A 21367-nucleotide genomic window follows, 5' to 3' on the forward strand; every position below is an offset into this window, starting at 1 on the left:
CAAATATATATACAAAAAATGTAAGAGGGAATTTAGTTGTAATATTATGGAGCTTGATTATTGATTTTACAGGGGACATGAGTTATATTAAATACAAATATAAATGGAGAAATACAAAAAAATGAATGATAAATTTGAGATAATTGACTGCCATGTTCATACATTCGCCAATGATGATATAGCAGCTAAAATTATGACTTCCTTTAATAAACTATACGATATTGAGTTTAAAAATCCCGGTAACGGAACGATACCAAATGTATTAAAAAATATGGACGAAGTTGGAATAGACCGGACGGTAATGGCGAATTTTGCACCACCAAAGATTTTAGACAGTAACAATTTGTGGACTATAGATACTGCAAATTCGTCAGAAGGGCGACTTGTACCACTGGTGAATTTTCACCCTGATATGGAGGGGCGGCTTGCTGAGAATTTTGAAAAGTATGTGGGGCTTGGAGCAAAAGGCATAAAGCTTCACCCAATGGCACAGGGCTTTGATATCAATGATTCCAGAATGGACGAACTTTATAAAAAGTGCAGTGAGACCAAGTTTACTATCCTTATACATTGTGGTAGGGTTTCAAATGCGAGACTAAATGAATTTTCAGATTTTGAGTCCATAGTTCCTATAATAGAAAAATATCCGGATATTCCAATAATCCTTGCTCATATGGCGGATGGAGACAAGGAATGTGTTCTAAAAGTGTCAAAACAATATGAAAATGTATACTTTGACACATCCATAGTTATAACAGGCTATCCTGAAATAGCCCGTGTCAATGAACCAAGCTGGTTGGATGACAGTGAAGTGGTTGATATTATAAATGAAGCAGGAGAGGATAAGATACTTTTTGGGTCTGATTTTCCATGGGGAAGCTCAGTACATGACGTAAAAAGATTTATGAAATTACAATTGAGTGACCAGCAGAAAAAAACTATTCTTAGTGAAAATTCTAAACGTCTTTTTAGACTATAAGTATTGGATTTTGATATAAAAAATAAATATGTACCATTACGCACCTCGCTTAATATAATAAAAAGCGGGGTTTTTTTGTCAAAAGGTATACAAGAAACATTTTTGTACAAAATATCATCAAAATGGTATCCAAAGAGGAGGCAGTATATGAAGAACAAAAAGCTATTTCTTTCAATTTCATATGTAGTATTGCTTTCGCTGTTGATAGCAGGTGCAATTTTATTTAGCAAGCCATCAAATAACAGTAATACACCGCAAAAAAAATCGTTAACGGAGGAAAATTTCACTAACGGTATTCTTGCATATAAAAGTGAAATTAACGGTAAAGAGGATATAAAAATTGTAAATAGCCCCCAAAAACTAGATTTACAAGCCAGCCTTATTGAAAATATGAACGGTGAGGTTACTATAGATATTTCATATAAAATAGAAGGAAAGAAATTAAATAAAACAATAGATACTTCGAAAGTACCTGAAATAAGAAATCTTCTAAGATTCAGGGAAAAATTTAAGAAAGGATATCAAATTGATAAAATACTGGTAAATGATAAGGCAGAAAAATTATACTTTTATGTTAGGGGAAGAGAAGATAACAGGCTAACTCAAACCTGGATATACACTTATAACCTAAAAACTTCGAAGGCCAATAAGTTGTTTTATGACATAGGTGTGTTTAGTGATTTTCACCTGTCACCTGATGGTAAATATAATGCTTTTGCATATCAGAATAATTTAGCTAGTCAAAAAAACGAAAGTATAAAAAATAAGGTAGTAATAATACGATGTGAAGACGATAAGATTATTCTTAATGGGGACAAGGATGTAAACGGTAAGACGATTGGTCAGGACAGCGGTTTATATATTTACAATTATGATTTTATTAAATGGGAAAATCCTAAAAACTGTTTATTGAAACAGATTTCAGAAATAAAGGACGGTTCGAGTAAAACACATGAACAAAATGTTTATTACAATGTAGTAGAAAATAAAATACAAGTTAAGTAGGTTATTGTTTTGGTGTTAAGGCGGCAGGCATATCAAGATGCTTACCGTCTTTTTTGATCTTTTTCCTCGTCTTGTTTTAATAGAGCATTTAGTGTATCCTTTTAGTAATGTTAATTTTTTAAAGTTTTGGAGTGATGAACGTGTATATAGTAGGTTTGAATGGAAGTCCCAACGTGGAAGGAAACACAGGTTTCCTGGTTAAAAAGGTTCTGGAGGAATGTGAAGCAAGAGGTGCAAAAACCATTCTTCTAAATGTCGGGAAAATAATGCAGGAGCAAAAGTGTGGTTTCTGTACGGTTTGCTCAAATCCATGTACTGGAAATTGCTATAAGGGTACAAAGCTTGAAGAAGCTTTTGAAATATTAAGAAATGCAGATGGTGTAGTGGTTGCCAGTCCCGTTTACTTTGGCAGTGTTTCCGCACAGCTAAAGGCGATGTTTGATAAAACAAGGAAGGTCAGGGCAAACAAAGGTTTGTACAATAAAGTTGGACTTTGTATGGCAGTGGGAGCCTCTCAATATGGCGGCGAAGAAACAACAATAAAAGCGATGCATGATATGATGCTTATTAATGGAATGATAATAGTAGGAGACGGTTATATTGACGATAATTGCGGACATCAGGGTGTTTGTGCTACCCGCCCGGCGAAAGATGATGAAGAGGCAGTAAAAAGAGCAGTAATGTCTGCAAAAAGGCTTATAGAAGTATGTAGCGCAACTGAAAGCATAAGACAAAGCTGATTTAATATAAATTTTTCACCGCAGGTGCGGATTACGGAGGATATGACAATAATATGTTGCACGAGTTTTCCAGAAGTGAATTAATTATCGGAACAGAAGGACTAGAAAAACTAAAAAACAGCAAGGTAGCAGTATTTGGCGTTGGAGGAGTGGGTTCATTTACTGTTGAGGCACTCACCAGAACAGGGGTGGGACATCTTGTGCTGATAGATGATGACTGTGTATGTCTTACAAATCTAAACAGGCAGCTTCATGCTACCAGAAAAACCGTAGGCAAGCCCAAGGTTGAAGTTATGCGAGACAGAGTTCTTGAAATAAATCCAAAATGTGATGTTACTATCATTCAGAAGTTTTATATGCCGGATGTAGCTGAAGAGATACTGGATAGTAGCTTTGACTATATTGTAGATGCAATTGACACTGTAACCGCAAAAATTGATCTGGTAGTAAGGGCAAATCAATTGGGGATACCCATAATAAGTGCAATGGGAGCAGGCAACAAGACTGATCCGACCCGGTTTCAGGTTTCAGACATATTCAAGACAACAGTTGATCCTCTGGCAAAAGTGGTAAGAAAGGAACTTAGAAACAGGGGAATTAAAAAATTAAAGGTGGTCTACTCCACAGAAGAACCTGTAAAGCCTGTTGAAACTGAGACTTCCAGCTGTAGTGCGGGTTGTATATGTCCTAAAGGAACAGCGAGAAAGTGTACTTTGAAGCATCAAATACCGGGAAGCCTTTCATTTGTTCCTTCTGTTATGGGCCTAATTATTGGAGGAGAAGTAATTAAGGATTTGATTGGATTTAAAAAGGATACAAATAGTAATTAATTAAGAGGAGAATTTACAAATGTTTGATAAACGTATCAACATATTTACCGGTCACTTCGGAAGCGGAAAAACAGAGGTAGCAGTCAATTATGCCATGAAAATGGCAGAAGCCGGGTATAGAACAGCTATAGTAGATTTTGACATAATAAACCCCTATTTCAGAACAGCGGATGCAAAAGACGCACTGGAAGAACAAAATATCAAAGTAATTCTTCCTATGTATGCCAACACCAATGTTGATATACCTGCTATCCCACCGGAAATATACTCATTGTTTGAAGATAAAAATACAAAAGTGGTTTTGGATGTGGGAGGAGACGACCTTGGTGCTAAAGCTGTATCAAGGTTCAAGGAAGAAATAGTCAGCGATGACTACGAAATGTTTTTCGTAGTAAATACAAAAAGGATTATGACAGATTCACCTGAAAAGATAGCAGAGATGATTGCTATTATTGAAGACGGAGCAAATATAAAGGTTACAAAATTGGTAAATAATAGCAACTTGTTGGAGGAAACTACTCCCGAAATAATTCTTGAAGGAAACCATATTATATCTCAGGTTTCAGAAAAAACAGGAATACCAATTGCTATCACTGCAGGTATGGAAGAAGTTATAAATAAAATACAAAAAAGTGAAATTGGTAAAACAGAAATATTATCCATGAGGAAACAGATACATCTTCCATGGAATAGAGGTTAGGCGAGGACGTTATGACATTTTTTTATATTATTCTAGCAATAGTTGCGGGATGTATAATTATGAGTTTAACCGGAAAAATATCCCGTACAAATAAAAACAGAAGACAAATTCGAGCCCAATGGGGGAAAGCTCCTAATACAAAGTATACAGAGGATATATATAAATCGGTTAGAAATTATTTTGATAACCATAAAGAACAGGGAAAAAGCTTCTTTATAGACGACATAACTTGGAATGATTTAGATATGAACAGGATTTTCTCCAGGGTGAACATAACCAGAACGGATGTAGGAGAAGAATATCTATACAACATGCTGAGGGAATTAGTCTATGATCAGAATGAGCTGGCAGAGAGGGACAGGCTAATAGAGTACTTTAGAAAAAACCCTTTTGAACGTGAAAAGATTCAGTTAATTCTATCAGATTTGGGAAAACTCAGGTTTTTAAGTATATCAGAATATATGAACGGTAAAAGAAGCGGGGGTGGCATAAAGGGAATATACTATAAGATTTTATCATTAATCTTCATAGCATCAATATTTGCCACAATATTTTTTCCCGGAGCAATAGTTATTTTTATGATATCACTTGCTGTTAATGTAACAGTTTATTTCAAGGCAAGGGATCAGATTATCGGTCATTTGCAATCTCTCGGATATATTGTGAATATGCTGGGAATTTCTCGAAGAATATCAAAGTTTAATATAAAAGAACTGGATACATATTTAACTGAATTGAGAAAATGTACTGCTAAAGTAAAGGGAGTTAGCCTAAATGCTTTTTACTTTCTATTCTATACAAGTGAGAACTATTTATTTGAGCTTATAAAAATATTTCTTCTTGGGGAACCGGTTGCATTTCACAGTATCTTTAAAATTGTAACAAAACACAGGCAGGAAATTGAATCTGTATTTAAGACGGTTGGACTCCTTGATAGTCTGATATCAGTGGCATCCTACAGAGATAGCCTTGATTACTATGTAACGCCTGTACTGGTAAAAGGGAATATCAATAGCAAAAAGATAGAATTTACAGATATGTATCATCCCTTGATAAAAAATCCTGTTACAAATTCCTTTTCAGTAGCAGGAGGGGCATTGATAACGGGGTCAAATGCAAGCGGAAAATCAACATTTCTCAAATCGATAGCAATAAATGCAATTTTTGCTCAGACTATTTACACATGTCTTGCAAGGGAGTATTATTCCAGCTACTTTAATATTTACAGTTCTATGGCTCTGAGCGACAATCTTGAAATGAATGAGAGCTACTACATTGTTGAAATAAAATCACTTAAACGTATTTTGAAGGGACTTAATGACCAAGTTCCATGTCTCTGTGTCATAGATGAAGTGCTGAGAGGTACAAATACTATTGAAAGAATTGCAGCATCGTCTGAAATACTGAACTATATTGCAGGTAATAATTGTATATGCCTTTGTGCTTCCCACGATATAGAGCTTACTCAAATATTAGCAGATAAAGTTGACAATTACCACTTTCAGGAGTTCTTTGAGGATGACAACATAAAGTTCGACTATAAAATATATCCGGGTAAATCAACTACCCGTAATGCTATAAAATTATTAAGAATACTTGGTTATGATGAAAGCATAGTTGACAGTGCTGAACAAAGAGCCTGTAAATTTAACCAAAACGGATATTGGTCAAAAGTGTAATAATTGAAGTTTTTGGTCACACAACTTGCAAATAAATACAAAGAGTTTTATAATAAAACAATAGTTTTAGTTCTCTAAATTACTAAAAATCATAAGTAATTAAGTTAATAAAATAAAGTGAGGTTTTGATAATGGCAAAAGTTATATTCCACGAGGAAAGATGCAAAGGCTGTAAACTGTGTGTTACAGTTTGTCCTAAAAAAATTGTCATAATGAAATCTGATAAATTAAATCAGAAAGGCTTCCATCCTGCAGGAGTCGAAGAAATGGACAAATGCATCGGATGTGCATTCTGTGCTACAATTTGTCCCGATTGCGTTATAGAGGTAGAGAAGTAATAATTAGTAATTAAATTACACCCATTAAGCTATAACATAATAAAATTAACTCAAATGTGTCACATGGAAAAATATTATTCGGAGACATATGCTCATATGAGTTTAGCTAAAAAGTCATTAATCGGTTTTGACTGATTAGCCTCCTTTATTAAGCGAAATAAACAGCTGATAGAGGAAGTAAAAATACAATAAAATTTGGAGCCACTATTGTGGCTCATGGAGGTTAATATGGCAGAAAAATTATTAATGAAGGGTAATGAGGTAATAGCAGAAGCTGCCTTAAGAGCCGGCTGTAGGCATTATTTTGGATATCCTATCACACCTCAGACTGAAGTAGCACATTATATGGCAAAAGCAATGCCAAAAATAAACGGTACATTTGTTCAGGCTGAGAGCGAGGTTGCAGCAATTAATATGGTTTACGGTGCAGCAGCAGCAGGAGCACGTGTTCTGACATCATCTTCAAGTCCGGGAGTAAGCTTGAAGCAGGAGGGTATTTCATACATAGCTGGAGCAGAGCTTCCGGCAGTAATGGTAAATATCGTTCGCTGCGGTCCCGGCCTTGGCGGTATACTTCCTGCACAGTGTGATTATTTTCAGTCAGTCAAGGGCGGAGGACACGGGGACTACAAAAACGTTGTTCTTGCTCCATCAAGTGTTCAAGAACTGTATGAGTTGACAGTAGAAGCCTTCAATATATCTGATAAATACAGAATACTTACCATAATTTTGGGAGACGGTATGCTGGGGCAGATGATGGAGGCAGTTGAATTCAAGGATAAGGAAGATATTTATCAGGATGACAAAAAGTGGGCCTGTACAGGAACAAAAATGGAGAGGGAAAGTAATGACGTTACCTCCATATATATCCAACCTGAAATCCTTGAAAATCATAACCTTAAGCTTCAGGCTAAATATAAGAAGATTGAAGAGAATGAAACAAGAGTAGAAACATACAATTGTGAAAATGCAGATATAATTGTAACAGCATACGGAACTGTAGCAAGAATAGTAAAGAATGTAATAAAAATGGCTGAAAAAGAAGGCATAAAAGTGGGATTGATAAGACCTATCTCATTGTGGCCATTCCCGACTGCTGAATTTGAAAAGTATGCGGAAACACCAAAGGCATTCCTCAGTGTAGAACTGAGTGCAGGACAGATGGTTGAGGATGTTCGCCTTGCTGTTAACGGAAAACGACCTGTTCATTTCTATGGACGTATGGGTGGTATGGTTCCAAGCCAAAAAGAAGTTCTTGATAAAATAAAGGAAATCTTAAATAAATAAGATTCAGATGGAGGGGAAAAATGGCAACTGTGTTTAAAAAACCACATGCTTTAAAGGATTTATCTCTTCACTATTGTCCCGGTTGTACTCACGGTATTATTCATAGGATAATAGCTGAAGTAATTGATGAATTAGAAATAGAAGGTACTACAATAGGTGTTTCACCTGTAGGATGTGCATACAATAATTATGAGTATTTTCATGTAGATATGGTACAGGCTGCTCACGGTAGAGCTCCGGCTGTTGCAACAGGAATAAAAAGAGTACATCCTGATAACTACGTATTTACTTACCAAGGAGACGGAGACCTTGCTGCTATTGGAACAGCTGAAATAATTCACGCTGCTACAAGAGGAGAAAAAATAACAACTGTATTTGTAAATAATGCAATATACGGTATGACATCAGGCCAAATGGCTCCAACAACACTTATGAATCAGGTTACAACTACTTCACCATTTGGTAGAAAACCTGAGATTCACGGCTTCCCTATAAAGGTTTGTGAGCTGCTTTCACAATTGGAAGGTGCTGTATATGTTGAAAGAACATCAGTACATGATGTTAAAAATATCAGAAATACTAAAGAAGCCATTAAAAAGGCTTTCAAGGTTCAACAAGCAAACAAGGGATTTTCAATAGTTGAGGTTTTGTCAACATGTCCTACAAACTGGGGATTGAATCCGATAGATTCACTAAAATGGCTTGAAAGCAACATGTTGCCCTTCTATCCTTTGGGTAATTTCAAAGGAAAGGATTTGGAGGTGTAGAAAAATGAAGCAGCTTGAATTGATAATTGCAGGTTTCGGAGGACAAGGGATATTATCCGCAGGAAGATTGTTAGCATATGCCGGAATGCTTGAAGGAAAGAATGTCTCCTGGCTTCCGTCATACGGACCGGAAATGAGAGGCGGTACTGCAAACTGCAGTGTTGTTATTTCAGACGAACCCGTTGGTTCTCCTATATTGGATACAGCCAACGTACTGGTTGTAATGAATGGCCCATCCCTTGAGAAGTTTGAAAAATCAGTAGTAAGCGGTGGGTTAATCATATCTGACAGTTCTTTGGTAGAAGCAAAACCCAAGAGAACTGACGTAGATTTTGCAGGTGTTCCAGCAACACAGATGGCTTCTGATATGGGCAATTTTACATATGCCAATATTATTATTCTGGGTAAATTGTTAGCAAAAACCGGAATTGTTTCAAAAGAAAGCTTTGAGGCTGCTTTGAAGAAAGTTCTTCCTCCAAAGAAGCATCATATGATTCCTGATGAAATGAAAGCCCTTGAAATGGGACATGATTATTAAGAACTTAACAAAATGTATGCTCTAATTTTATATATTTTGTCACAAGATTGTAAGAAGTGTGCGTTATAATTCAAGCTATAGACTATCTGATTGATCAGTGTATAGCTTGAATTTTTTTAGTTTGGAGATGATTTTATGAGTATATTGAAAACAGAGGGATTAAGAAAATACTATGGCAAGGATGAAAACCTTGTAAGGGCCCTTGATGGTATAAATATGGAAATCCTGGAAGGAGAGTTTGTAGCGATTGTCGGCACATCCGGAAGTGGCAAATCAACGCTTTTACATATGCTCGGTGGCCTTGACAAGGCTACGGAAGGTAAAGTAACGGTGGCAGGTAAGGAAATTTTTGATTTGAATGATGAGCAGAAAACTGTTTTTCGCAGAAGGAATATTGGTTTTATATTTCAGAATTACAATCTGGTCCCTATCCTGAATGTTTATGAAAACATAACTCTCCCTGTTGAACTGGATGGAGGAATCATTGATAAAGCCTTTATAGACGATATTATAAAAACCCTTGGACTTTGTGGTAAGCTTACAAACCTTCCAAACAATCTTTCGGGAGGTCAGCAGCAAAGGGTAGCCATAGCAAGGGCCCTGGCAACAAAACCCGCCATAATTCTTGCAGATGAGCCAACAGGCAATCTTGACAGCAGAACCGGGCTGGAGGTAGTAGGCTTGCTTAAAATGACCAGCAAAAGATTCCATCAGACAATCGTAATGATTACACATAATGAAGAGATTGCCCAGCTGGCTGACAGGGTCATTCGCATTGAGGACGGTAAAATAGTCGGGGGTGAAGGCAAATGATGTTTCCTACTGATAACAGGCTTGTAATAAAAAAATTGACTGTAAGGACTATAAAAGCAAACAAAGTTAGAAATATATTTGTTATAACTGCAATAGCATTAACCGCTTTACTTCTGTCAACTATCTTTAGCATAGGAATAAGTGGGACAGAGTCTATTCAATTACAGAAAATAAGAACTATGGGAACAATAGAGCATGGGGGCTTGACTTTTCCCACTGATAAACAAGTAAAAAAGCTGAAATCATTGGATTATATTGAAGATGTAGGTATAATGGCACATGCCGGAGATATAATAGAAACTCCTGACATGGGAAATTTGTCTCTGTCGTTGTTCTGGTTTGATAAGACAGAATGGGAAAAGCTCAGAGTTCCTGCCATGAGCAATATTAAAGGGAAATATCCTCAGGCATATAATGAGATAATGATACCTGAATGGATCCTTAAAAGAATGGGGATAACCAATCCTGAAATAGGAATGGATATAACAGTTAAGTATTTTAAGGCTGGCAGTCCGGAGTCTGAAGCCATAAGTGAAAAATTTAAACTTTCGGCATATTACACAGAATACTCTAATCTGCGTTCTGGAAATATGGGAACGATGTATGTCTCAAAAGCTTTTGTTGATAGTAAGGGAATTACTCCTGAGAATTCAGGTACTGTATCTGTACGTTTCAAAAGTAATAAGAATATTGGTGATCAATTCGAAAAACTCAGCAGGGAGGTCACTGTATCTCAAACACAGAAGTGGAAAGTAGTTCCATTGTACGAAACAGTCAATGGAGACAGGCTGTCAACAATAATAGGCCTGTCAGGACTTATACTGTTCATAATGCTCAGCAGCTATCTGCTTATATATAATGTTCTATATATTTCGGTATCAAAGGACGTACGCTTTTACGGGTTATTAAAAACGGTGGGTACTACTCCAAGACAGATAAGAAGAATAGTAACGGGTCAGGCAATGAGGCTGACTGCCTTGGGAGTACCTCTCGGACTTGCTCTGGGGGCAGCAGTTTCTTTTGTTGCCGTTCCATTTGCACTAAGTGGGGCATCAATAGAGACAGGTATAAAAATATCCTTTAATCCTATCATATATATTGGAGCAGCGGTTTTTTCACTTGTAACAACACTTATCAGCAGTATAAAACCCGCTGGAATGGCTGCTTCAATTTCACCGATTGAGGCGGTCAGATATACCGGAACTACTGTATCCCGTAAACTCAGAAAAGGGTCAACGGGAGGCAAGGTACAAAAAATGGCTTTCAGAAATGTTTTTAGAAACAGACGAAGGGCAGCAGTTGTTTTCTTATCGCTGTTTATGGGAATAACGACCTTTATGCTGGTAAATACACTTGTTTTGAGCATGGATACGGAAAATTACGTAAACAGCTATATGGATAATGATTTTACGCTAACCAATAATACATTTTTTCAAAATGGCACAGGAATAAAGCAGAAGTTTGATAATGATTTTATATCAACACTTAAAAGCATAGAAGGAATAACAGAAATAAGGAAGGTATCGCAAAAGATAGTTACTCTAAAATACGATGAAAACCTATATAAGGAACATCTTGAGGAATTCGCAAAAAGGTTTAATACACAAATGCCCACAAGTGGCGATATAAAGAAAAACCCAAGGATTTTCTGGTCAAATCTGGTGGGACTTGACACGGAATATATAAAGAAACTAAATAAAACACTTGCAGAACCTATTGATGAGGAAGCTTTTGAAGCAGGTCGGATAGCTTTATTTTCAACAAATAATCCAAAGCTTTTCAAGGTAGGTTCCGATGTTGTTTTTACGGCTGATGAAAAAGAATATTCCCTTAAGCTGGGAGGATTTTTGCCTGAAAGAACTGCATTTAACGGAGGTATGGGGCCGGCACCCCTTGTTTATATAAGCAATGTCTACATGAAAAAGTTATTTGATGACCCTGTGCTGTGTTCTATAACAATGAATGCCGAAACGGACAAAGAGTCACATGTATTAAAACATCTAAAGGAAATGACGGCAAATGATAATGAAATATCAATTGATTCAAGACTGGAAACCATGGAGCAATTTAAAAGTTCAAAAACAATGCTGTATATTCTGGGCGGTGGAATGTCCTTTATATTGGCACTTATAGGTATTCTCAATTTTGTAAACGTTATGGTGACGGGAGTAAACACAAGACGGCATGAGTTTGCCGTTTTAGAGAGTATTGGTATGACTCCCAAACAGGTGAAACATATGCTGTCCCTAGAGGGACTCACTTATGCCATTATTTCCTGTGGACTTGTGGCTACTTTGGGAGCTGCACTAAATATATGGATATTCAGCTTATTTAAGAAGCAAGCTGATTATGCTATTTTTACCTTCCCTACAATCCCGTTGGTTTTATCTGTAGTTATTGTTTTTGCAGTGTGTATTTTAGTACCAGTGGCTGCATACGTTCCAACTACAAAAGATACAGTTACGGAGAGGTTGAGAAGAGTTGAAGGTTAAGATAAAATAAATATATGCATCGACATAAATTTCTTTTGGAGAGGTAATATGGCAAGAATACTTATTGTTGAAGATGATAAGCTTCTCAATGACGGGATATCAATTGCACTTAAAAAGCGTGGACATACGATTCTTTCGGGTTATTGCTACCATGAAGCATTTTGTTTATTTTTGAATAACAGCTTTGATTTAATACTGCTGGATATAAATCTTCCTGACAGAAGTGGACTTGAGCTATGTAATGAAATCCGCAAAAAATCTGAAGTTCCTATTATATTCATCACGGCAAATGATACGGAGCAGGACATTGTTAATGGTTTTACAAACGGCTGTGACGACTATATTGCAAAGCCCTTCTCGCTGGAAGTGATGAATCGGCGTATTTATGCGGTACTCAGACGGACAGGAACTGAAGAAAAAAGCATTTTCCGCTCTGGTGAAATATCAATAAATTATGAAAAAATGATGGTTTCAAAGGGTGAAGTATTACTTAAACTGACTGCTACAGAGTACAAATTGCTGACACTTCTTACTAAAAACAGCGGGCAGGTACTGACCAGAGACATTTTTCTTCAGAGGCTTTGGGACACTAATGAAGCATTTGTTGATGAAAACGCCGTAAGTGTTAACATGAGGAGGCTTCGTCAAAAAATTGAGGATGACCCTAAAAATCCGAAATATATAAAAACTGTTTTTGGTATAGGCTATACCTGGGGAGAGGAGTCCTGCAGGTAATGAAGGGGATAAAAAAAAGAGAAGCCGTTTTGATTGCAGCAATTTATTGTATTTGTATTGCTTTTACGACATACCAACTTCTGGTTGCAAAAAATATTCAGGCGGTAATATTCTGTATTATATTTACAGTACTGTTAGCTGTCATGATTACAGCACTTATATTATTGCTCCACAGATATATGCAAAGTGTAATACTCCGACTTTCCGACATGGTAGCGTCACTTATAGACATGAGGGAAACAGAAGTGTTTTCAGTGCTCAACGATGATTTACTGTCAAAGTTGCAATCACAGGTGCTTAAGCTTTCAAGAATACTAAAGTCACAAAACATAAAGCTGCGGAATGAGAAAAATGAAATAAAATCCCTGATTTCAGACATATCCCATCAGTTAAAGAACCCGCTTGCAAATCTTAAAATATATGTATCATTCATAATGGACGAAGATATTGATCCGTTAATGAGGATGGAATATTTGAAAAATATCGACAATCAATTGGATAAGCTGAATTGGTTGATGGAAAGCATGATAAAAATGACTAGGCTTGAAAGTGGCATCATTCAGTTGAACCTTGAAGAGAACGGCTTAAATGATGTGTTGCTGACATCCTTAAAACAGATATACCAAAAAGCATTAAAAAAGAATATAGATATAGTATTTGTTCCTTCAGAAAAGGATATAGAGCTATCTATTGACCTGAGATGGACGGCGGAGGCTATAACCAATATTTTGGACAATTCTGTCAAGTATACACAGGAATCGGGGAAAATAAAAATACAGGTCCATAAATACGAGTTATTTGCCAGAATTGACATAGAGGATAATGGTGCAGGGTTTGATGAAAAAGAAGTAAATGATATATTCAAGCGCTTTTACCGGGGGGAAAATTCTAATGGGATAGACGGAGTTGGCATTGGTCTTTATCTCACAAGAGAGATAATCTCAATGCAGGACGGATATATAAAAGCAAAGTCCGAATCAGGCAAAGGAAGTACATTTTCAATATTTTTGCCTCTTAAAAGCCGATAAAATATTGTACCCGGGTATACCAATTGTATATTGGGTATGCCCGGGTGTTGAATAGTGTCTGTCTTAAATTATATATTGAATAGAATATCCGCATAAGTTGGGATAGGCCAGATATTTGAATCTACTATACGCTCGAGCTCGTCGGCAACTGTTCTTAATGTTTCCATTCTTGCAAAAACATCATTTCTATAGAACATAGCTTGCTCAAATGTATCTTCAAAAGAATTCTGAGCCTTGCTTAGACTATTCTCCAATAGAGAAATTTCCTTTTTAAATTGCGAAACAAAGGAAGCTGTTTCCTTAAGCAAGTCTGTATTAGCACTTAAATCTGCTTCAATTCCACAGTTCTTAATCTCATTTATAGATTTTGCAATTTCAGTTTCAAATTTGATGCAAGCCGGAAGAAGCTGCCTTTTTGCCATTTCAAGCATTGTCATAGCCTCTATATTAATTGACTTGATATATTTCTCAAGTGAGATTTCATATCTGGAATGCATTTCAACTCTTGAAAAGACCTTGTGCTTTTCCATAACTGTCATGTTCTTTTCCTTTAACAGGCAAGCAATTGCTTCAACATAACTCTTAATATTTGGAAGACCTCTTTTTTCAGCTTCTTTTACCCATTCATCGGAATATCCGTTACCATTGAATATTATTCGTCCGTTTTCTTTTACCACATCTTTAATAATACTGTTTACTTCTTTTGAGAAATCCTTTGCCTTTTCAAGTCTGTCAGCAAACTGTTCCAGTACATGTGCAACTATTGTATTCAGGAAGAAGTTTGGTGATGCAATGGAGGCAGAAGAACCAACCATTCTGAATTCAAATTTATTACCGGTAAAGGCAAACGGTGAAGTTCTGTTCCTGTCTGTGGTATCCTTTCTGAGTGCTGGGAGTGTTTTAACACCGACCATGAGCTTTTCAATACTATTTGATTCAATATCTTCTCCAGATACAATCTGATCAAGAATTCTTGTAAGCTCATCTCCAAGGAATATGGAAATTATAGCAGGTGGAGCTTCATTTGCGCCTAACCTGTGGTCATTTCCAGGGTTGGCAGCAGATAATCTTATCAAATCCGCATATTCGTCTACGGCTTTTATAACAGCACACAGGAAAATCAGGAATTGAACGTTTTCATGGGGGGTCTTACCCGGGTCAAAAAGGTTCTGACCATCATTTGTAGAAAGTGACCAATTATTATGTTTGCCGGAACCGTTAACTCCTGCAAAGGGTTTTTCATGAAGCAGACATACTAAACCATGTCTTAGGGCAACTGTTTTCAAAAGTTCCATAACAAGCTGATTATGATCGGTTGCAATATTGGAAGTTGTAAAAATAGGAGCAAGCTCATGCTGTGCAGGAGCCACTTCGTTATGCTCAGTTTTTGCTGAAATACCAAGCTTCCATAATTCACGGTCCAGATCTTCCATGAAAGCTGAAACTCGTGGCTTAATACTTCCATAGTAATGGTCATCCATTTCCTGTCCCTTTGGTGCTTTAGAGCCAAAAAGAGTACGTCCTGTAAAAATCAAATCTTTCCTTTTATCGTACATTTTCTTATCAATAAGGAAATATTCCTGCTCAGGACCAACTGTTGGAGTAACTTTAGTAACGTTTTCATTACCGAAAAGTTTTAGTAGCCTTACTGCATTTTTAGAAAGGCATTCAATAGATCTTAAAAGAGGTGTTTTCTTATCAAGCGTTTCACCTGTATAAGAACAGAATGCAGTTGGAATGTACAAAGTGTTATTTTTAATAAATGCAGGTGAAGTACAATCCCAAGCGGTGTAGCCACGTGCCTCAAAGGTGACTCTCAAACCTCCCGAAGGAAAAGAGGAGCCATCTGCTTCACCTTTAATCAACTCTTTGCCGGAGAATTCCAATATTACTTTTCCATCATCAGTAGGATTAATGAAGGAATCATGTTTTTCGGCAGTAATGCCTGTCATTGGCTGAAACCAGTGAGTATAATGGGTAGCACCCTTTTCAATTGCCCAATCCTTCATTGAGCTGGCAACCACTTCAGCTATTTCGAGATCTAAAGGAAGACCTTCGTCAATAGTTTTCTTCAATACCTTGTATGTAGCTTTAGGCAAACGTTCTCTCATTACGGAGTCATTGTATACATTTGAACCGAATATTTGGCTTATCAGACTCATAAATCACCTCATAAAATATTTTTAAGGCAACCGGCTGTATTCCGGATACCAATAATTATTAATATTACCTAATAAAGATACAATTTTTCCATACTAATTGCAAGCATAAAATGGTCAGGCGTCTTTTCTCAAGCTAAATATTTATAAATTCTTTTAAAACTATTATATTCTTTTCTTTCAAAGGTAAAAATTGCATTATCCTAAAAGTTTTAATTCAAAAAAATGAATATTTATCCGGTGTAATTTGAGGTGGTAATTTAGGGAAATTGAGAAAGAAAACTGCCGCTATGATATAATACAATTAGCACACTGCTTTACAGAATTATTTTGAAATAATATTTATTACAGGCATAGGTAGGTGACCCATTTGATAGATATACTTACAAATCCAATTAATATAATAATAATTCTACCTGTTTTAATTACTCTTGTAAGTTCTTTGGTAACAAGATATAACAGAGAAAGAGTTATTAAAAGTTTTTATTCAATAATAAACAGTGTGGAGTTAATCACAGGATTATTAATTGCGCTCTTATTAACAAGGGGAATTCTATTTGACAATGACAATAAGTTTTTCGTATATATTCGTAACCATATGCCTGAAACTGCCAAAGCAAGTCTGGCAGCAAATAATATATATACCTACTTATGTGTTGCTTTTGTTGTACTATTGATTGTGGTGCTGATAATCAAGCTAGTAATGTATCCTTTGTATAAGCATGTATTTGGAGCTATGGCTCAGGGAATATACAAGGTTATGAGCTCAATGAGCTCTGTGACCCGAAGAATCATTGCCTTTGTCTGCAGTATACCGAAGGCAGCAGTTTCACTAATTTGTATCAGCTTTGTACTATATTTCTTTTCGTACTATTTTACAGTACCCGGTTTATCAGTTTGGATAGACGATTCAGTAGTACTCCAGGGAGTTTATAAAACGGCTCTGAAACCGGTAATTGAATCTGAAATTGCAAAGAAAATACCTGTAATAATTAATGATCGTTTTGTAAGCGCCACAATGAATGGGCAGGAAGTAAAAATAGCTGAAAATATCAGAGATACTCTTGACAGTTACAATATAAAGGTTATTCAGTACTTTAACGGTGTGACTCTTGATGACGCGGTAAAATCAAATGATGAAATAGATAAACTGGCCCTTGATTTGACTGAGGGAAAGTCAGGAGAATATGATAAAGCAAAGGCAATATACAAATGGATAACTAAAAATATAAAATATGATTACCCAAAAGCAAAACAGATTGCTGTTAAGACAGAAGGAACAAAATCCGGGTCTATAATATGTTATGAAACGAGGAAAGGAATTTGTTTTGACTACTCAAGCCTCTTTATTTCAATGTGCAGGGTAAACGGGATAAAGGTAAGATTGGTTACGGGTCTTGGCTATAGCGGACTAGCCTGGGGAGATCATGCATGGAATCAGTTCTACGATAGTAATGAGAAAAAATGGATAAATGTAGACTGCACCTTTGGTGTCACCGGAAACTATTTTAATTCTTCAAAATTTAATTTGGATCACAAAGGGGATCGAGTACAGGAAGAATGGTAAACTATTAAGATAACACCCTTTTTAGAATTTTTCCTCCCGTATATTCTATGTTTTCATGGGTATAATTTTCATAGTAATGACTATGTAAATTTGCCATATTGAGCCTTCCTGCAATTTTATGCTTGTGTCCGTGAGCAGTTTTTACCGGAAGTCCTGTTATACCTGAATATACATGGTAATGCCCGTTAAAGGAGGTTGTTCCAAAATATACATGGAAGTGGAATGACCCTATACCAAACATGTATTCAGTATATCCAGTAAGCCTGTGAGAGTGTTTTTCACCAGTTAAACTATTAAATTTGTAAAAATGATAGTGATTAACCATCAACTTTCTCCCTTTACCCATTATTCACTTATTATTGTGCATGACTGGCCAAGAATTTATTATGAAAAATAATGGAATTAATATAGGGGTTTACCAGATATGTTATAATACTTTTAGGTTAGCAAGTTGTTAAAACTGGCGGGAGGAGGGCGGAATAAAATGGAACCAATAATTGCAATTGTGTTACTTGTAGCTAATATACCGGTTTATAGGAAAATTTTGCGGCTTATATTTCGTGATAGAGAGGATATAAATGACTCGATAAAGTACTCATTTACCCCAGATTTGTTTTCCCTTTTTAAAGGGAATTATTGGAAGGATAGAATAGGTGAAGCCAAACTTTCAGTATTTATATTCAGTTGTGTTGCTGTCGTTGTAATTGAACTTTTAATAATAAAATGGATAATAGCCATTTTTGCATAAGTAATAAAATAGAAAAGCAATTAATAAACAGGAGTTTACATAATATGAAAGAAGTTTTGACCCGACAAGAGCTGGAGAATAGGGCTAAGCAGCTGTGTGCCATAGCTACTGATAAATATCCCGACTGGGATACAATAATAATATTAGGGCGTGTTAATCAATATTATTTCACGGGGACTATGCAAGACGGAATACTCATAATTAAAAATGGCGGAAAATTAATGTATTTTGCCAGAAGGAGCTATGAAAGGGCGAAAATAGAGTCGCCTATATCCGATTGCATATATCCTATGGAGAAATACTCTGATGCTGCAGAGGTTTGTGGTATGTTGTTTGGAAACACACTTATAGAAACTGATATTGCAACTATTGAAGTACTTGAAAGACTTAGAGGCCAATTTGAGATAGGTAGAATCTATTCCATAAAAAAGATTTTGTCTGAGGTAAGGGCAATTAAAAGTCCATATGAACTTGAAGCTATAAGGGAGGCCGGAAAACGACACAAACACCTGCTTGAAGAAGTTGTACCAGGCATTCTAAGAGAAGGGATGAGTGAGGTAGAATTATCTGCAGAGTTGTTTGAAAAAATGCTGAAACTTGGACATCAGGGTGTTTCACGGTTCAATAGCTACCAGACTGAAATGATAGTAGGACAAATTGCATTTGGAGCAAATTCTCTATATCCTACCAATTTTGACGGACCAGGAGGCATGAAAGGTTTAAGCCCGGCAGTACCATTGTTTGGCAGTAAAAGTACTTTTCTCAAAAAAGGTGATTTGGTTTTTATTGATGTAGGCTTCTGTATTGATGGATATCATAGTGATAAAACCCAAGTTTATATGTTTGGAGCGAAACCTTCGGATGAAGTAGAAAAAATACACAGGCAATGCGTTGAGATACAAAAAAAGACTGCTTCTCTTCTAAAGCCCGGCAATATACCATCTGAAATATACAGCAGTATAATAGGTTGCCTTGATTCTTCGTTCTTGGGAAACTTTATGGGCTTTGGGGATAGAAGAGTTAGATTCTTGGGTCACGGAGTGGGTCTTCATGTAGATGAACTGCCTGTAATTGCAAAAGGTTTTGATAATCCATTAAAAGAGAACATGGTTTTTGCCCTTGAACCCAAAAAAGGTGTACCGCAAGTGGGCATGGTAGGCGGTGAGGACACATATATTGTTACTCCTGACGGTGGCGAGTGTATTACAGGAGGCGAAAAAGATATTATTTCTGTATAGGGGTGGCATACATAGGAGCTTGAAACTGATCGCAGTGGAAGATACACTTAAATAATAATGTGGTTGGTTTTTATTTATTGAATAATTAATCAGGAGAGACAGGTTATCATATTTTTAAATTTCAAAAATAAACATATATAGAGCTTGAAAGCACTTTTTCAGAGCAAATCTATATATGGGAGTGTTTGATGATGAAAATAAGATTGTTATTGGTAAAGGCAAAAAAAATACCTAAAAAAGTTTTGATAATATTTATACTGACATGTACACTGTTTGTTACAATAGGTTATACGGTCAACTCAGTTGGAGTTTTTAATCCGGCAAAGCACCTTCCGATTTACAGTGTTGAAACAGAACAAAATGCTGTCTCAATTACATTTGATTGTGCTTGGGGAGCAGACGACATATCTCAAATACTTGATACCCTTAAAAGAGAAAATATAAAAGCAACATTTTTTATGGTTGGCCAGTGGGCTGAAAAATTCCCGGATGCCGTTAAGCTTATAGCAAATGATGGTCATGATATTGCCAACCACGGGTATTCACACCTGCGTATGAGTACAATCAGTAAGGAGAAGTGCAAAAGTGAAATAGAATTATGCAACAAAAAGCTGGAAGAAATATCAGGAATAAAAATTAATCTTTTCAGGCCGCCGTACGGTGATTACAATAATACTGTTGTTGATACTTGTAATGAAATGGGATGTTACCCAATTCAATGGAATGTTGACAGTCTTGACTGGCGTAAGGAAATGAGCAGGCAGGCTATATTGGACAGAATTCTCAAGAGAACCAAGCCGGGGGCAATACTGCTTTTTCATAACGATACCCAGTATACTGCGCAGCTTCTCCCTGAGATTATAAAAGGACTAAAATCTCAGGGACTTGAATTTTTACCTGTATCCCAGCTAATAATGAAGGAAAATTATTACATAGATGATCAGGGAAGACAGCAGAAGAATAAGTAACACTATTTAAATAGGAAACATAAAATTTCAAATAATATAATTATGAGTTATTTTGCAGGCTGCAAGATAACTTTTGTTTTCTGAACAGCTTTACACATATTTAATAGCTGGTCGCCATTTATACATTCAATTACATTTCTATGGCAAAAAACCTTTGTGCATGGCTTGAAATCACCTAAAGTTATAATCATTCCTCTATATATAGAGTTCTTCTGCATACATTTAGCCAGATTCATAGCAAGTTCGACATCTATAATCTGATTCAGCCCATGCTTCCATATCTCGGAAAATTGTATATTATTCAGTATAAGACCGCTTCCATCAATCCCACAATCACGGGTTGACTTAATCTTATAACCGTTCCTTTTTAAAACTTCAACTATAATGGACATATAATCACGAAAATTTAAATATAACAAATCCTCTTTAGAGTTGATAACTTTCAAAAGTTCGTTTATCTTCCTTTTATATAGACAATCTTTTGTAATAAGAAATACTTTAAATGAAATAAGTAAAATCAAATAAAATAACAGCATAATTAATCACCCGATACTATTGTTTCTATAAAATAGATTTAATATTCTTCAATATTTAAAATGCAGGAATTTACAGTTATAAAGGTGTTGACATGGGGATAGCAGGCATGTTACTATAGTCAAGCTGTCGCTGAAAACAACACTTAAATAGTTAAGGTAGTATGAACTACCAAAAACTGAAAGTAAAAAAGTGTTGACAACAAGATAGCAAAGTGTTAAT

The 21367-nt window shown here is 36.1% G+C and carries 21 protein-coding genes; 18 read left to right on the top strand and 3 right to left on the bottom strand.

Annotated elements, in window-relative coordinates:
* Positions 1 to 121 precede the first annotated feature (121 nt).
* The 14 genes from L323_RS23070 (at position 122) to L323_RS23135 (ending at position 13931) form a co-directional block, all read left to right on the top strand.
* Positions 122 to 979, top strand: coding sequence for an amidohydrolase family protein (locus tag L323_RS23070; RefSeq protein WP_020814007.1), 858 nt, complete (start codon positions 122 to 124; stop codon positions 977 to 979).
* Between the two features lie 147 nt (positions 980 to 1126).
* On the top strand, positions 1127 to 1984 hold the full coding sequence (locus L323_RS23075) for a hypothetical protein (RefSeq protein ID WP_020814008.1): 858 nt from the start codon (positions 1127 to 1129) through the stop codon (positions 1982 to 1984).
* 140 nt (positions 1985 to 2124) lie between these two features.
* Entirely contained in the window at positions 2125 to 2724 is a 600-nt protein-coding gene (locus tag L323_RS23080) for a flavodoxin family protein (RefSeq protein WP_020814009.1), read from the top strand.
* Between the two features lie 53 nt (positions 2725 to 2777).
* Positions 2778 to 3554, top strand: a complete 777-nt coding sequence (locus tag L323_RS23085) for a tRNA threonylcarbamoyladenosine dehydratase (protein WP_020814010.1) — start codon at positions 2778 to 2780, stop codon at positions 3552 to 3554.
* Between the two features lie 19 nt (positions 3555 to 3573).
* Positions 3574 to 4254, top strand: a complete 681-nt coding sequence (locus L323_RS23090) for a P-loop NTPase (RefSeq protein ID WP_020814011.1) — start codon at positions 3574 to 3576, stop codon at positions 4252 to 4254.
* 59 nt (positions 4255 to 4313) lie between these two features.
* Positions 4314 to 5933 (top strand): MutS-related protein, encoded by a 1620-nt coding sequence (locus L323_RS23095; RefSeq protein WP_242835222.1) that lies wholly within the window; start codon positions 4314 to 4316, stop codon positions 5931 to 5933.
* A 131-nt stretch (positions 5934 to 6064) separates the two neighbouring features.
* Positions 6065 to 6271, top strand: a complete 207-nt coding sequence (locus tag L323_RS23100) for a 4Fe-4S dicluster domain-containing protein (RefSeq protein WP_004621910.1) — start codon at positions 6065 to 6067, stop codon at positions 6269 to 6271.
* 228 nt (positions 6272 to 6499) lie between these two features.
* On the top strand, positions 6500 to 7558 hold the full coding sequence (locus L323_RS23105; protein ID WP_014313185.1) for a 3-methyl-2-oxobutanoate dehydrogenase subunit VorB: 1059 nt from the start codon (positions 6500 to 6502) through the stop codon (positions 7556 to 7558).
* A gap of 20 nt (positions 7559 to 7578) precedes the next feature.
* A complete protein-coding gene (locus L323_RS23110) occupies positions 7579 to 8325 on the top strand; it encodes a thiamine pyrophosphate-dependent enzyme (RefSeq protein ID WP_020814013.1) in 747 nt (248 codons plus the stop codon).
* A 4-nt stretch (positions 8326 to 8329) separates the two neighbouring features.
* Complete coding sequence (locus tag L323_RS23115) at positions 8330 to 8863, top strand: 2-oxoacid:acceptor oxidoreductase family protein (RefSeq protein ID WP_020814014.1); 534 nt, start codon at positions 8330 to 8332, stop codon at positions 8861 to 8863.
* Between the two features lie 135 nt (positions 8864 to 8998).
* Entirely contained in the window at positions 8999 to 9676 is a 678-nt protein-coding gene (locus tag L323_RS23120) for an ABC transporter ATP-binding protein (protein ID WP_020814015.1), read from the top strand.
* Positions 9673 to 12168: an ABC transporter permease gene (locus L323_RS23125; protein WP_020814016.1), complete on the top strand. Its 2496-nt coding sequence runs from the start codon at positions 9673 to 9675 to the stop codon at positions 12166 to 12168. The genes L323_RS23120 and L323_RS23125 overlap by 4 nt, the downstream gene beginning before the upstream one ends.
* 48 nt (positions 12169 to 12216) lie before the next feature.
* Positions 12217 to 12903: a response regulator transcription factor gene (locus L323_RS23130; RefSeq protein WP_020814017.1), complete on the top strand. Its 687-nt coding sequence runs from the start codon at positions 12217 to 12219 to the stop codon at positions 12901 to 12903.
* Positions 12903 to 13931, top strand: coding sequence for a sensor histidine kinase (locus L323_RS23135; protein WP_020814018.1), 1029 nt, complete (start codon positions 12903 to 12905; stop codon positions 13929 to 13931). Before L323_RS23130 ends, L323_RS23135 begins: the two co-directional genes overlap by 1 nt.
* A gap of 68 nt (positions 13932 to 13999) precedes the next feature.
* Here L323_RS23135 and L323_RS23140 read toward each other — a convergent pair whose 3' ends face one another.
* Positions 14000 to 16093 carry a glutamine synthetase III gene (locus L323_RS23140; protein WP_020814019.1) on the bottom strand — a complete coding sequence of 698 codons (2094 nt, stop codon included), beginning with the start codon at positions 16091 to 16093 and terminating at the stop codon, positions 14000 to 14002.
* A 358-nt stretch (positions 16094 to 16451) separates the two neighbouring features.
* Here L323_RS23140 and L323_RS23145 point away from each other — a divergent pair, with 358 nt between their 5' ends.
* A complete protein-coding gene (locus tag L323_RS23145) occupies positions 16452 to 17657 on the top strand; it encodes a transglutaminase-like domain-containing protein (protein ID WP_020814020.1) in 1206 nt (401 codons plus the stop codon).
* A gap of 4 nt (positions 17658 to 17661) precedes the next feature.
* Here the strand turns inward: L323_RS23145 and L323_RS23150 are convergent, their stop codons facing one another.
* Complete coding sequence (locus L323_RS23150) at positions 17662 to 17982, bottom strand: YmaF family protein (protein WP_020814021.1); 321 nt, start codon at positions 17980 to 17982, stop codon at positions 17662 to 17664.
* Positions 17983 to 18141: 159 nt separating this feature from the next.
* On the opposite strand from L323_RS23150, the gene L323_RS23155 reads away from it, so the two are divergent.
* The 3 genes from L323_RS23155 (at position 18142) to L323_RS23165 (ending at position 20611) form a co-directional block, all read left to right on the top strand.
* Positions 18142 to 18405 carry a hypothetical protein gene (locus tag L323_RS23155; RefSeq protein WP_020814022.1) on the top strand — a complete coding sequence of 88 codons (264 nt, stop codon included), beginning with the start codon at positions 18142 to 18144 and terminating at the stop codon, positions 18403 to 18405.
* A gap of 44 nt (positions 18406 to 18449) precedes the next feature.
* Positions 18450 to 19643: a M24 family metallopeptidase gene (locus L323_RS23160; protein ID WP_020814023.1), complete on the top strand. Its 1194-nt coding sequence runs from the start codon at positions 18450 to 18452 to the stop codon at positions 19641 to 19643.
* Positions 19644 to 19834: 191 nt separating this feature from the next.
* The gene (locus L323_RS23165; protein ID WP_020814024.1) at positions 19835 to 20611 is read left to right on the top strand and encodes a polysaccharide deacetylase family protein; all 777 of its coding nucleotides are present in this window, start codon (positions 19835 to 19837) and stop codon (positions 20609 to 20611) included.
* Positions 20612 to 20658: 47 nt separating this feature from the next.
* Here L323_RS23165 and L323_RS23170 read toward each other — a convergent pair whose 3' ends face one another.
* Positions 20659 to 21147 (bottom strand): restriction endonuclease, encoded by a 489-nt coding sequence (locus L323_RS23170; protein WP_020814025.1) that lies wholly within the window; start codon positions 21145 to 21147, stop codon positions 20659 to 20661.
* Between the last annotated feature and the right edge of the window lie 220 nt (positions 21148 to 21367).

The sequence above is a fragment of the Ruminiclostridium papyrosolvens C7 genome (assembly GCF_000421965.1).
Lineage (GTDB): Bacteria > Bacillota > Clostridia > Acetivibrionales > DSM-1351 > Ruminiclostridium > Ruminiclostridium papyrosolvens_A.